8 protein-coding genes and 1 pseudogene are annotated in these 13,657 nt (G+C 58.2%); 3 read left to right on the top strand and 6 right to left on the bottom strand.

Going from position 1 to position 13,657, the window contains the following annotated elements:
• The first annotated feature begins 86 nt into the window (after nucleotides 1-86).
• Nucleotides 87-364 (top strand): annotated as a pseudogene (locus AC1DE4_RS27315) (CopG family ribbon-helix-helix protein).
• 695 nt (nucleotides 365-1,059) lie between these two features.
• Here the strand turns inward: AC1DE4_RS27315 and AC1DE4_RS27310 are convergent.
• Nucleotides 1,060-1,305 (bottom strand): hypothetical protein, encoded by a 246-nt coding sequence (locus AC1DE4_RS27310; RefSeq protein WP_246779307.1) that lies wholly within the window; start codon nucleotides 1,303-1,305, stop codon nucleotides 1,060-1,062.
• A 620-nt stretch (nucleotides 1,306-1,925) separates the two neighbouring features.
• Here AC1DE4_RS27310 and AC1DE4_RS27305 point away from each other — a divergent pair.
• Nucleotides 1,926-2,174, top strand: coding sequence for a Fic/DOC family N-terminal domain-containing protein (locus tag AC1DE4_RS27305; protein ID WP_312867264.1), 249 nt, complete (start codon nucleotides 1,926-1,928; stop codon nucleotides 2,172-2,174).
• A 94-nt stretch (nucleotides 2,175-2,268) separates the two neighbouring features.
• Here AC1DE4_RS27305 and AC1DE4_RS27300 read toward each other — a convergent pair whose 3' ends face one another.
• The 5 genes from AC1DE4_RS27300 to AC1DE4_RS27280 form a co-directional block, all read right to left on the bottom strand.
• The gene (locus tag AC1DE4_RS27300) at nucleotides 2,269-2,763 is read right to left on the bottom strand and encodes a hypothetical protein (RefSeq protein WP_192242017.1); all 495 of its coding nucleotides are present in this window, start codon (nucleotides 2,761-2,763) and stop codon (nucleotides 2,269-2,271) included.
• 59 nt (nucleotides 2,764-2,822) lie between these two features.
• Nucleotides 2,823-3,926 (bottom strand): DUF937 domain-containing protein, encoded by a 1,104-nt coding sequence (locus AC1DE4_RS27295; protein WP_192242016.1) that lies wholly within the window; start codon nucleotides 3,924-3,926, stop codon nucleotides 2,823-2,825.
• 526 nt (nucleotides 3,927-4,452) lie between these two features.
• Nucleotides 4,453-5,379 carry an HD domain-containing phosphohydrolase gene (locus tag AC1DE4_RS27290; protein ID WP_192242015.1) on the bottom strand — a complete coding sequence of 309 codons (927 nt, stop codon included), beginning with the start codon at nucleotides 5,377-5,379 and terminating at the stop codon, nucleotides 4,453-4,455.
• Nucleotides 5,380-5,708: 329 nt separating this feature from the next.
• Complete coding sequence (locus tag AC1DE4_RS27285) at nucleotides 5,709-6,494, bottom strand: DUF429 domain-containing protein (protein ID WP_192242014.1); 786 nt, start codon at nucleotides 6,492-6,494, stop codon at nucleotides 5,709-5,711.
• 85 nt (nucleotides 6,495-6,579) lie between these two features.
• Nucleotides 6,580-11,691, bottom strand: coding sequence for a RecQ family ATP-dependent DNA helicase (locus AC1DE4_RS27280; protein ID WP_192242013.1), 5,112 nt, complete (start codon nucleotides 11,689-11,691; stop codon nucleotides 6,580-6,582).
• Between the two features lie 261 nt (nucleotides 11,692-11,952).
• Between AC1DE4_RS27280 and zwf the strand changes: the two genes are divergently transcribed.
• Nucleotides 11,953-13,404 carry a glucose-6-phosphate dehydrogenase gene (gene zwf / locus AC1DE4_RS27275; protein ID WP_018859150.1) on the top strand — a complete coding sequence of 484 codons (1,452 nt, stop codon included), beginning with the start codon at nucleotides 11,953-11,955 and terminating at the stop codon, nucleotides 13,402-13,404.
• Nucleotides 13,405-13,657 lie beyond the last annotated feature (253 nt).

Below are 13,657 nucleotides of genomic sequence, written 5' to 3'. Positions count from 1 at the left end.
CTATCGTTTCACGAAATCGCTCCTGCTGCGAGATTATAGACAGGAGCACCTATAGTAGCGGCGGGTATTACCACTAAGGAGCTGACATGGCATCACCTACCTCGCTGAAGCTCGGTGACGAGTTAAAGGCCGCGTCCAACACTTGGCCGAAGTCCGTCGCCGTTCGTCCCTCTGGATCATGCGCGAGGCGATTGAGCAATACGTGGAGCGTGAAGAGAAGCGGGCGCTGCGGAGTGAGACCCTGAAGGCCTGGGATGAATTTCAGGCGACCGGCCTGCATGTGACGGCCGATGAGGCCGAAAAATGGCTTTCGACGTGGGGAGCCGACGACGAGCAGCGCGCTGCGCCCGGATGCCACAAATAATCTTCTCTCCGGCCTCCATTCGTGATCTCGAGAGACTTCGGGAGTTCTTGCGACGGAAAACCCCGTTAGCGGCCAAGCGAGCGGGCGAAGCTACTCTCCAAGGTCTACGGGCGCTTGGCACACGCAACCCTACATGGGTCGGCTCATTGAAGATCTGCCCGATCACTATTGGGAATGGCTCACGGAATTCGGTGACAGCGGATATATCCTAACGATGGCTGTGCGCGCTACATGGCCTTGCGTGCGAGCCGACACCGGCGGGGTAAATTGAAAGCTATGCAGGCGCCCTGATTGCACAGCCCGCATTAGAGTGGTGTCCAGAAACCAACGTGCCACGACGGGTAACGGGGAGGAACAAGCAAAAGCGACGGTTCAGAAAGGAAATGCCAATGTAACAACGGATGCAAACGCAGGAGAACCGACGACCACTTGTTGCGCAAAACACACAAAGCGGGAGAGGGATCGATCGGGCGAGATTGCCGCGCGACCATGACGCCTTCTCGAAGCTCGGCTTTGTTGATTGTCTAGTCCTGTCGAGTGCATCAAAGCTCCCGGTCGAACTTGGGTTCCCAGCTGCCGGTCATGCCCGGCTCGTCATCTCCCCGTGGAGCGTGACGATGGTTACATTGGCATCTTCGTCATCGAACGCGAGCGCGGCTTCGACCTCGAAATCCACCTCCAGTTGCTTCTTCTACTCAGTGGACATGACCCGCTTGCCTGAGCAGAGCATGAAAGGCCCGCATGGCGTCGTTGATGTCTCCTGGACATTGGAACCAGCGCGGTGAGCGCATCACAACCGAGGAGCCGACGGCACTGTAGTACCCGCAGGCGCGATGTGTGGGCGGGTCAAACGCGATGTCGAAGTAGCCGAGCGGGCCACCGGAAGCCATGTCGTAGACGTCAGCCGAATAGAGGCCCCAATCTTGATGGTTCGGCATCATGATTATGATCGCCATCAGAAGGGGGGTGAACCTCGGCCAACGTCGCCCTCTTGGGTAGCGTCCGGTAGGTTCCCGCAATTTGCTCAGCGCGCGGCTGTCCGGCCGGCATGTGTGACATGGCCGTGATCCTCTTCTGATGTTTGGATGTTCTTATTATGTTCTCTTTTGTGCCGGAGTCAACATTGAGATAACGGCGTAACGGAAACTCCTTCGGGTCTGACCCAGAGGCGAATTTCAACGCACTCGAAATACGGCATACCTGCAAGGGTATCGTGGGTTCAAATCCCACCCTCTTCGCCATAAAACGTATTTGATTTCATTGTTTTAAGATTGGACTGGTAGCGAAGGTCGAAACCTATCGCGCGCCGGATACGAAAGAAGCGGTTCCAGCCTGCACTGCCAACGTTTTTCAAGCTTGAGTTCCACTTTTGCTTAATTTTGGCAGAGAAATCTGTTTGTATCTCATGGATGGAAGCCAAGATCGGTTGACTCTCAAGAATTATGTTTTTCGGCGCTCAAAAGGCATTTGGCTGTAACGCATAGCGCTCAACGCCCCTTGAGTAGTGGAATATCACTATGATCAATTCCCTCCGCACGGAATCGACGCTGGCTGTTTGATCATGCCAATTGCCTCGGCATCGGCGGCACTGGCTCGCTACGATCAAATGCTCAAGGGAATGCACAATAGTGAGATCTTGCTTGCGCCACTCCGCAATCAAGAAGCCGTTGTGTCCTCACGTATGGAGGGCACCGTCAGCACGCGGATGAAGTGCTGCGATACGAAGCCGACCAAGAGGGAAGCGGTGACGGCTCTGGAGGACACTATCGCAACGAAGCGATCGAAGTCTTCCTATACGGACGTGCGCTAACCGCTGCGCACAGAGAAGTATCGAGCAGGGAGCACCTCTGTCCAGCTTTCTAATAAAAAGCGCCCACACGTCAATCGCGCGTAGCAGGCGACGCCTAGCCCGTTTGAAGCGCTGCCGATATCTCCGCAAGTGTCGCCTTCTCGGCGTCGCTGACGGCGACGCCGCCTATGCCCATGAAGCCACCCTCCTTGGAAGCCTCCGCCACTCGCTGGCTGATCTGGTATAGCCAGGCATTGACGGCCGCCGCATCGCCCGGAGCCTTGGCCTCGATGATCGCTCTGGCCTGCTTGATCACCTCGATGCACCTGGTCTTCATTTCGTCGGGTTTGGCGCCTTTGAGCTTCGCCTGCAATCCGTCTCGCGCGGCATCGCGTCCTTCCGAAGTTTCGAAATCGCCGACGAGCGCTAAGATCAGTGGATTTGCGTCGCCGGTCTTGGCTTGCAAGAGCGCGCTACTACTTGCAAGGCTCTCCTTGAGTGTGCCCCAGAGACCGCTCGGCTCCGCCGCAGTCACCGCGATGCCGGCCATCATCACGCTCTGCAGAAGGGTCTTCCACTCGTCTGTGGTGAACGTCGATTTGTCAGCCATGGCTGCCACTCCTTGCTCATTGGTTTTCGTCGGTACAATTGTCGGCGATCTCGCAGCTGTCACGCGGGCAGGGCGGCGAGCTTCGTCTTCAATGTGTCGATGGTGGGCTTCAGGATCTCGGAGACCCCAGGGATCGCCAAGACCTTGTCAAACAATCCGTTGAGCGTCGGTATCAGCGGGCTTACCAGTGCCGTAAGGGCGGCCCGCTGGCCAGCAGAAAGCTGTCCCAGCACGGCGCTGACCTTGTCGAGTTGGTTCCCTGCATCTTGCAGCTTTGGCAAGGCGGCGTTGGCTGAGGCTGCGTCGGTTATTCCGGTGACCGTCGTTTGAAGGCTGGCAAGGCTGTCCTTGACCTGCTTGCCGACGTCGATTCCGCCGACCGTCAAGCTCTGCTCGCCCGTGGCGACCTGGGGAGTAACTGGCTGGCTCTGCCGGCCGAGCAGATAGAAAAGCACGCCTGCAATAACCAAGGCGGCAATCAGCAAATAGAGCCAGTTGCGCGATGTGGGCGGTGCGGTCGTGGCCGCGCGTTGCCCGGCGCCGCTGATGGAGGAAACGGACGAGGCTGCGCTGCGTGCTGTTTGGCTGGCGGCCGCTGTAGTCGCTCGCGTCGTAGCGCCGAGCGACCCGAGCAGGCCAGCGCCGCCGAGTAGTTCGCTCATCCCCGACGGCAATGCAGCGGCAATATTGTCCTTCTGGCTCGCGAGCAATCCGGCGATGCCGTTGGCGCTGAGATCGCCGCCGCTGTGCTGGGCGAGGCCTCCCATGACAAGCGGCGCCAGCGTTCCAAGCAACGACCCGCTTGCATTCTGATCCAGACCAGAAATCTTGCCTATGGCATTCGCAAGCGCTCCGCCATCTTTGGAGCCGAACACTGACGAAATGATTTGCGAGCCGCTCTGGGCAAGCGATTCCGGGCCGCCCGCTGCGAGCATTCCAGCGATATTACCAAGCGATCCGCTCTGCTGTCTGGCCGCGTCGGCGATCTTCTGCGCCCCACCTGGTTGTGCGGCAATACTCCCAAGCCCTGCCAGAACTGCCGGCACGGCAGCACCCACAGCGCTCTGCACCTTGCCGCTATCGAGCCCCAGAGCTGCCGCGATACGCCCGATCACATCAGGCGTCAGCATCTGCATGACATAGGAAACAAGATTGCTGGCCATTGGTGCCCCTCCCCAAGATATCGTTGATGACTGCCTTTCTCTCCGAGCCATCTACTCGACGGCTTGGTGACAGGCTGCAAACGATTCGCGCTTCTCGGAGTTCGCCCCGAGACTTGGCTGTCAGAATTTCCAATCTACTTTTATTAGCATTTAAAGATATATTGCACCAGTTTGTATGTCGCTGGGTGGCTATTGTCGGGCGCGAAACCCATCCGACGCGGTCTAGCCAACGACGCAGTCCATCCTGATCGGCTCCCGCGCGAGCCACCTCGAAAAGCGCATCGATTATCGTGACGGGCAGGGCCCATGGCGGGATAATCCTTGGCACCGCCGAAGGACACGCCTGATCGACAACAGCTGTTGGAGATCACATGGCGTCGATCAGAAAGCTCAGGGGACGCTGGGAAGAACAGGTGCGCCGGCCCGGCAACAGCCCCCCCGCAAGTCGTTCGACGGTAGGCTCGAAGCCCAAAAGTGGCTAGCGATTCCGTCAGTCGCTCCCGGCAAGACGTGGGACTGCCTGAATTCAATCAAACAGGCTGCCCATTCGCAGGATCAGCTTTTTGTCGAAGAGGTGCCCCCTATCGAACATCCACTTCAGCGCCTGCGTGTTACTCCATGCGCGTTTGTAGGGGCGGACGCTCGTAAGGGCGTCAAACACGTCGCACACAGTGCATATACGAATAGGCAGACTCAATTGATCGGCTCTAAGGCCAAGCGGATAGCCGCTTCCGTCCAGGGCTTCATGGTGAAATCGACAGATTTCAAGAATCAGGTCAGAGACTTCTGGATATTGTTTAAGGAGCATGTAGCCGCGCTCGGGATGACTGCGTATGGCTTTGCGCTCCGCATCTGTCAGTTGTCCGGTCTTGTTGAGGATAGCGTTTGGTATCATCAGCTTGCCAAGATCATGTAAGAGGCCGCCTAGGGTCAGTTCCTTAATCGTTTCCTCTTCCAGGCCCGACAGGTGGCCGAGCCCCGTCATGAGCCCTCCAACCGCGAGCGAGTGCACGTAAGTTCCCTCATCCTTTGTCTTCAGCCGCGTGACCTCGACCAATAGATGGGGCGAGGCCTTTAAGGAGGCGGCTATGTGCCTGGCTGCGGGGGCGAATCGATCGATATCGAATTTCCCTAATTTGATATCTTCAAAACCGTCGCGCAAAATCCCGGTAACTTGAGATACAGTGTGCTGGATCCGCGTGCGCTCGTCCAGCTCCTGCACAGACTTGGGCTGGAGGTCTTCGTCCGCCTGTCGGAAAACCCGTAACCCACAATCGACCCTGCTCTTTACCCGGTTGACCAACACGTTTTCCGCCGACGAGGCGAGTATAGAACGCAGAGCGGAATCCGTTTCCAACAAGAAGCGTCGGCCGGAGAACTCCAAGTCCGAGCATTCTACCGATTCAATAAACATTCCTTTGCGAAGCATAGACTTCGGAATGCGCAAGATCACGCTTAACGACTCCTCATTGCTGATAATTTTCCCCTTTTAAGGGTATATCTAATATCTAATAAAAAACCTTTACGTGTTTCGATAGAAAGCTGCAGTTGCGGCAGGTTAAGCCGACCGGAACGAGGGGATATTCAGGCACGCTTGTCTGCTTACTGACGAGGCAAGGGCTCGTCGCAAGTGAAAAAGGCGATACGTATCTTGAGACGCCGGGATAATCCTAGAGGCGAGTTGGCTTACCGGACGATGATTGGCTTGGGCCAGCAGGATATCGCTTCGTTCCGTGACGAGCGCTTGCCGAAGCGTTGTCTGCGTCGCGTGGCGACTGAGGCTCAGCTGGCATGCGTGTTTCTCCACAACTCTGTGGTGTTGCGGGCCAAGGCGTCACGCGCCCATTGAGCCCAGAGATCTGTGGGGGGCAGCCAAAACCACCCGCCAAGCTCGTCACCGACAACCTCTGACTTTCCGGCCGCGGCGCACGCTGCAGTAAGGAGGCAGATCCAGGCGGCCCGTTTCTCGTGATCCCTCTCAGCCAATACAGTGCCTACCAGTTCGAGGTTCTGCCATCCGATCGTGTGAAACAGATTTTCGAGAACGCCACTATCGACGGCGTGATCATACAGCCAATCGAACTTCTTGCGCTTGCCCGCCGCCGGCATTGCGAAGCGCGCTTCGGGTAAAAGAACCCCTAAGAATGCGTTGGGAAATGCTTCAACAATCGAGGCACCAATCCGAATTGTCCTTTCCACTGCAGTATTCCGGGCGACGAGATGCACGACCTGCTCCGCCGTCTCCGCTGCGGCACGCCTCAAGTCGCATCCATATCCATGATGGCTCAAGCCCGGCTTGCATCGCACTTGGAAGGAGCCACGAATGAAGATTCGCTCACAGAGACGTTCGAGACTGTCGGCCGAACCGAGAGGAACAAGAGGACCGTCGATTGCGATCACAGCGAATGTCGTCGCTGAGGGAATGTGCTGACTACGGCGCTGCCAGTCGGTGTATGTCTTTGTAGCTTTGAATGCTCCACCTTTGCTCCAAGCGATACCCGTCGTTGGTCGCGATCTCGAGAAGCCGACGTCGATACCCAGCAGCGCAATACCGTCTAAATCTACCATAGCCTCCCCGTTTGGTGTCCTGCACCACGCTAATCACTATGACCAGCCGCCCCATTGTTTCGACATCGAAAACATGATGAGTTCCTTAATGGCGAAAAACCAACTCTGGAAGGACAACCTCCCACGCTTCACGGCGAAGCGTGCCGCGAAATTCTTCAGCATTGTCGACCTTGCGCCAACAGATGATTGCGCCGACCTCGCCTCTAATGAACGACCCTTCAGGCGGACGGTAGCCCTGAGCCATCCGTCCGACAGTCACTCCGCCACCGACCCGGATCTCCCAACGTCCGTTGATTTCTATCAGTTGAACGGGATCACCTGTACGTATCCGCGCCAGCGCTTGATGGGCCGGATGGTTCGCCGCCTGCCTGCCCACCCAGGAAAGATCCACCATGTGCGGCTCTACGGTTTGATACTGCAAACCGCATTCTGACTGTGTAGCCTCATCTGAGGTGATCCTCCGCTCCACCAGGGTCGCTACGACTTCCTGCAATATCGGGTGCCGGTCCTGCATCGATACGATCGCCAGGCTGCGCTTCGCCCGTGTCATAGCGACGTAAAACAGCCGGCGTGGCGCGTCGCGGTCCTCCTCTTTCGATTTCCGATCCCAACCGCCGTCAAGGATAACTAGATCATCAAACTCCAGTCCCTTGGCACGATGCGCGGTCAGAAGCATCAACCCATACTGCTCTTGACGATTGTCTCGAATCCATTCGGCCAACAACTCGATGATGTCTATGACTGGAACCGCTTTGCCGTCGATTTCGGAGTCAAGTGCCGCGATACCTTCGGCGATCAGAGCCCACCAATCATTTGAAGGCTGTCTGGTGACAAAATCTTGCATGGCTTCAGCCGCAATCATCTTCGTTGGCTCGGCCTTGAGGAATTTGAGGAATTCTCGCACTTCCCGCAAACGCCAAAACGGAGGCATACCTTCGCTCGCGAGATGCACCGGCACACCACGCGCCTCACAATAGCTACGCACTGGTTCCAGGAGCCGCCATTCTCGTGCGATGATCGCCGCCTTTGACCAGGACCAGTCCGGCACCAGCTGCGACAGGCGGATCAGTTCATCGACGGCTGCGATGGCCTGCGCTGCAGGGGCTGGCGCAGTGCGCAAAAGCTGAACCCGGCCGTGCGCGACCGGATCCAATAACGCTAGTGAGCCGCCTTGTTGTGCCTTAGCCCGATCTCGATTGATCATGATGTCATGGCCGGTCTTCATCCGGTCAGGAGCTGGCGCAATCACACGATTGGCTGCATGGATAATCGCCGCTGTGGAGCGATAGTTCTCGGTCAGATAGCTGGGCTTGGCAGCGTAATCAGCCTCGAAGCGTCGGATGAACTCAATCGAAGCGCCGGCGAAGGCATAGATGTTCTGGTCGTCATCACCTACAGCAAAAAGGCTGAGGCGCTGGTCAGGGTCGTCGAGCGACCTGCCTGCCACGGCAGCGATCAGGGCGTATTCCTCGGGACCGATATCCTGATACTCGTCGACTAGGATCCAGCGATAGCCTTGAATTAGTGTTTCGCGGAGGGCTTCGGCTTCGACCTTCGGAAGACCTTCGCCTTTCAGCAGCGTGACGGCCTCCATCACTATCTTGTCGAACTCGTGCGGGGTATCGGCTTCGCCTGCAAAACTTGCTCCAACCAGTCGCATCGCGAGCGCGTGACAGGTCGAGACCGTTACGCTGTTCGCGTCGTCACCGATCAGCCCCTTTAATCGCTTGCGGATTTCGACTGCGGCATGTCGGTTATACGTCAGAACAAGAATACCGCGCGGATCTTCGCGTTTGACCCGCACCAGATAAGCGACGCGATGCACCAGCACTCGTGTCTTTCCGGAGCCTGGTCCTGCAAGGATTAGCACGTTCGTCTGTTCGCGATCATCGGCGACGATCTTCGACTGCACCGGATTACCAAGATCGTCCACGATTTGCCGCCAGCTTTCCGGTGTCGTTTGGCGGCGCAATTCGCCCGCTCGATCTGGCAACCAGCGCTTCAAGAAGGCTTCCTTATCCAGCTTGAAATAGTCCGCCGAGAGCAGCTCGGCGTCCTGCGTTGAGGTTAGGCCGCGCTCTGCATAGGCCGCCATGATATGTGTCTGGATGGTCTGCTCGCTGTAATGATCCTCGAGAGGCAAAAAGTCCTTTTGAGTAAATTGACCACCGCCGGGGCGAAGGTGGACGGTGATCGCTGGGCGGAAGATCGTCAGACCCCGGCCAAGTGTGATCACGCCTTGTTCGTGCATCCACATAAGTGCCCTGCCGAGCAACTTGGTCGCATCCCGGACCGAGCCCCTCAGGAAAACATCCCCCATGATTGCGGCTTGCATCTTGCCCATCGTGGTCTCAACCCTGAGATCTTTGCCGCGCGTGCCTTTCGCCACCAACCCTTCGAGATGCTGGAGCAAAAGCTCTGCACCGCGACGCCGGATTTCCGCCGTCCGGCTTACCATTTCCCAGGACCGCTGCAGCCGCACCAAGTAGGTGTTCCGGTTCGCTTTGCGCAGATGAATGTTGCCGCGCCCGCCTTCCTCATCGCGCCCATCCTGCGCCAAACTCCGCAGATGCGCCTCAATCAGGTCCGGGCGCGCCCCGACATGGCCCTGATCGCGTAGAATTTGACAGGTTGCTGCGAGAAGTAAGGGTTGCGCTTCGCCACCCTCTGCATCGGGCGACGCTTCACGCATCGCTGCGATCAACGCGGTTTCCAGGGCCGTAGCGATTTGGAAGCGCTGTTTTGATGCGCCCTCGACCCCGACATGAATAAAGATTGTAATGGCCGTGTCGTCGGTCGCGATACCAAGCGTCTCGAGATCGGACAAAGCCTTCCGAAGTGCCCCGCCTGTCAGACCGCTGGCTCCGGAAAGCTCGTCGGTCGAGACCCCGGCATCTGGAGAGGCTGTCATTAGATGCCGTACTAGGTCCAGAAGTTGCTTGCGCCGGCTTCCGACGAGCTCGGCCTTCGACAGGATCGCCTCGGCCTCTTCCATGGTGCGGATTCGCAGGGAGGAAGGAAAGACCTGCACCCGGTTCTCTTCCCGAGTCAGCAGTGTCGACTCTTCGAGCCAGGCAACAGCAGTTTTCACCCGCGTGTCATCAGTTGCGCTATCGCGTTCAAATTCCTGTGCTGTCTCTTCCCGCACTATTTCGCCTGGCGTGGCGACGACCTCGCCGCTAGATTTTCCCCGGGTATCGAGCCGTCGGAGAGCTTTTAAGATTGCGCCTATCTCATGCCGGGCCAGACGCGAGCGGGCGTTAAGGGAGAATTGCCGCTCGACATCCTCGGTATTGAACAGAAGCACGCAGATCGCGGGATCGCGGTCACGCCCGGCCCTTCCTGCTTCCTGCAGATAGTTTTCGAGCGAACCCGGAATATCACCATGCACCACGAGCCTGATATCGGGCTTGTCGATCCCCATGCCGAAGGCGTTGGTCGCTGCAATGACCCGCAGCTCACCGACACGGAAACGCTCCTGCACTTCCTGCTTGCGTTCGGGCGTCAAGCCGGCGTGAAAGAAGTCGGCGGCCAATCCCTGCTGCTGTAGGAAATCCGCGATACGCTCGGTCGCAGATCGCGTTGCACAATAAACAACCGCACCCGAAGCACCATCGCGTGGAAGGGCGCGTTCGATCGTATCGAGAATATCGGCTAGCTTGCGGTTACGATGGGTCTCTTGAACTTCGAAGGTAAGGTTCTCACGGGTTGCTCCGCCGTCGAGAAGGAGCAGTTCCACGCCAAGGCGAGACTGGAAGTGATCGCGGATATCACGCACGACTTCCGGCTTGGCCGTCGCAGTCAGGCAAACCACTGGCGCGGGCTCCTGATCGCCGGAGTATTCACGGATAAAGCGCGAGATGTAACGGTAGTCGGGTCGGAAATCATGTCCCCACTTTGAGACGCAGTGGGCTTCATCCAGGATCCAATATCCGATCTCCCGCTGCGAGAGGACCGACCGCACCGAGGGGCTACGGAGCTGCTCGGGCGAGATTAGCAGCATCGCAGCATCGCCCAGCCGCACCTGATCCAGCGCAGCATGGCGTTCCGGCATTGAGAGAAGCCCGTTGATCGTAACGCAGCCGCTGATTCCGTGCCGCGCGAGACCTTGAACTTGATCGGCCATCAGCGCGACGAGAGGCGAAATGACAACAGAAAGCGCGCCGATCTTGTCGAAGCGCGCCAACGCGGGAATTTGGTAGCAGACAGACTTCCCAGTTCCAGTAGGAAGGATACCGAGAACGGATTTACCCTCCATGGCCTCTGCAACAATGCGTTCCTGCGAGGGGCGCCCGGCATCGTCCTTTGGCTCCGGTCGAAAGCTGTCAAAGCCAAACCAGCGCGAGAGCGCTTTCCTCGGGTCGTTCTTTTCCCGGCACCAGTGGCAGCCTGGGTCGTCGCACGCGCGATCGCGGAGATGCCGAACGATCAGCGATGCCTCACGGAATTGCGCCCGCACCCAAGGCGGCATAACGGAATCCCCGCCTGCGACCGAAACCCACGAGAGTGCATATGCCATCGGCCACCCGAGCTGTGCTGAGGACAGACGGCTCAGTGTTTGCTGAATCCGCCAAGGGCAGGCGTGACCATCGAGCAGCTCCATCATCGCCTTCGTGGCCTGTTCCGCTCCAGGCCTAGGCGCTCTGCGCAAGCTGGCAAACAAGGCATCGAACCCGTCACTCCCCGGCATGCAGGTGGTCAGGTAGTGGTAGGCGATAAGAGCGGCAGGCGTCTCCTGCGCCAAGGTTGCAAAGGCTGCGAGCTGGTTGGCCAGCACCTCGAAGACGAGGCGCGCATCCAGCTCCGGATCGTTAACATGTCCTGCTTGCAACCGCCCGTCGTGATGGTGCTTGACCAAACGGTGATATGGATTGCGCGGAAAGGCCAGGGGATTTAGCCAAAGTGTATCAATTGGCTTTGCTGCTAACTGCGCGAAACGTGGCCTCACGGCTCCGAGATGTGGAAGATCAAATCTTAGTATGTTGTGGCCAAGCAGGAAGTCGGCTTCGGAAGCGAGGCCCTCGAGACCGTCAAGCGCGGCTTCGCGATTTCCGCTTCGGAAAACCACCTTTTGGCCCTGGGAACGAACCGCGGCAAAGGCGAAAATCTTGGCTTGGCCCGGATTAACCTCAAGGTCGATCGACAGGCAACGGCTAACGAGAGAATCATCAATGTGACTGATCTCGACTCCACCCATGCGTCAGTCTTCCACCCGCGACATCAACATCCTGATTTTGCGAGATAAGCACGACGGACGAGCGCACGCTAGAGGTGAGAACATGCGACGGCGGCTCCACCCGGGAAGGTGTGTTCCGCGTAACGCCGATTTCGCAGTCTTCCGTCGTCCCTGCAGCCGCGAGGCTTCCCGCACACAAAGACCGTAAGACCTTGATTGACTGAGTAATTCATGCCTCTATTCAGGGCGCAACGGCAGAAAAAGGGAACGGGCACTGTGCGAATGAATTCCACTCGGGTCGGACCTGGCTATCCGCAGCTCGTCGTTCTCTTCGGTGCAACGGGCGATCTCTCACGGCGCAAGCTGCTGCCGGGGCTGTTTCATCTCATTAAGGCCGGCTTCATCCCGGGGTGCCGCATCGTCGGCGTCTCACTCGACGAGATTGATGCCGATGGTTTCCGCGCCATCGCACGCGAGTCGCTGAATCAATTCCTGACTCGCAAGTTCACGGAGGCCGAATGGGAAGATTTCTCCGCTTCGCTTGACTATGTCTCGCTCTCTGCCGGCGCCGGCGTCCTGAAGGAAGCGGTGAAGCGGGCAGAGGAGGCGCTTGGGCCGGAGACGCGGCGCGTGCACTATCTCTCTGTGCCGCCGAAGGCGGCGCTTCCAGCCGTGCAACTCCTTGCCGAGGCCGAACTGGTCGAGCGTTGCCGGATTATCATGGAGAAGCCATTTGGGACGGACCTTGCCAGCGCTGTGGAACTGAACACGAAACTGCACGAGGTTTTCGACGAGAAGCAGATTTTCCGTATTGACCACTTCCTCGGCAAGGAGCCGGCACAGAACATTCTGGCTTTCCGCTTCGCCAACGGCCTTTTCGAGCCGATTTGGAACCGTAACTTCATCGATCACGTGCAGATTGACGTTCCGGAGACGCTAGGGCTTTCCACTCGCGCCGCCTTTTACGAGACGACAGGCGCCTATCGCGACATGGTGGTAACTCACCTCTTTCAAATCCTCGCCTTCATGGCGATGGAGCCGCCCACGGCTCTGGAGCCGGCGCCGATCTCGGAGGAAAAGAACAAAGTGTTTCGCTCCATGCTGCCGATCGAGCCGCGCGACGTGGTCCGCGGCCAATACATCGGCTACCGCAAGGAGCCCGGGGTCGATCCGGAGAGCGACACCGATACTTTCATCGCCTTAAAATGCGCCATCGACAACTGGCGCTGGGCCGGTGTGCCCTTCTTCCTGCGTACGGGAAAGCGCCTGGCCGAGGGTCAACGCATCATCTCGATCGCCTTCCGAGAGCCACCCAAGTCGATGTTTCCGGCCGGTTCGGGCGTTGGGGCACAAGGGCCGGACCACCTCACGTTCGACCTTGCCGATGCCTCAAAGGTCTCCCTGTCCTTCTATGGCAAGCGGCCTGGCCCTGGCTTCAGGCTCGACAAGCTATCGTTGCAGTTCGCCATGAGCGAAACCGGATTGATCGGCGAAGTGCTCGAGGCCTACGAGCGCCTGATCCTCGACGCCATGCGTGGCGATCACACGCTGTTCAACACCGCCGAGGGCATTGAGCGATTGTGGGAGGTCTCGCAACCTCTTCTGGAAAACCCACCGCCAGTGCGCCTCTATGATCAGGGCGGTTGGGGCCCGAAATCGATCCACCAACTCATCGCCCCGCATGCCTGGCGCCTACCGTTCGAGCGAGCCTGGCGAGATTCGGCCAAGGAGTAACCGGCATCCTTGCCGGCATGCATATCGGGGCGATCAGATTGTCATGGAGCTCTTCGCCACCGGCGAGGTCCAAGCTTATTGATTGGCGCAGCCTATCGCGAACAAGTCGATCGTGAAGAACTCGCTTTCAGGCAGGTTGTTGCGGCATCGGTCGGCTCTGGAACGTGAGGAAGAGTGCGGCGAACAGACACAAAAGTTGCCTGAACCATCGCAGCAGGAGGGAGAAGTTGTATCCGGCGGCGGCCAGAACGGC

The sequence above is a fragment of the Rhizobium sp. 10N414 genome (assembly GCF_056394785.1).
Note: the sequence above shows the minus strand (reverse complement) of the source record. Positions and strands in the feature narration are given on the sequence as shown.

Bases quoted from the DNA above. Each gene is read 5' to 3' on its own strand.
- AC1DE4_RS27310 (WP_246779307.1), bottom strand. From the start codon at position 1,305: ATGATGCCGAACCATCAAGATTGGGGCCTCTATTCGGCTGACGTCTAC.
- AC1DE4_RS27305 (WP_312867264.1), top strand. From the start codon at position 1,926: ATGCCAATTGCCTCGGCATCGGCGGCACTGGCTCGCTACGATCAAATG.
- AC1DE4_RS27300 (WP_192242017.1), bottom strand. From the start codon at position 2,763: ATGGCTGACAAATCGACGTTCACCACAGACGAGTGGAAGACCCTTCTG.
- AC1DE4_RS27295 (WP_192242016.1), bottom strand. From the start codon at position 3,926: ATGGCCAGCAATCTTGTTTCCTATGTCATGCAGATGCTGACGCCTGAT.
- AC1DE4_RS27285 (WP_192242014.1), bottom strand. From the start codon at position 6,494: ATGGTAGATTTAGACGGTATTGCGCTGCTGGGTATCGACGTCGGCTTC.
- AC1DE4_RS27280 (WP_192242013.1), bottom strand. From the start codon at position 11,691: ATGGGTGGAGTCGAGATCAGTCACATTGATGATTCTCTCGTTAGCCGT.
- zwf (WP_018859150.1), top strand. From the start codon at position 11,953: ATGAATTCCACTCGGGTCGGACCTGGCTATCCGCAGCTCGTCGTTCTC.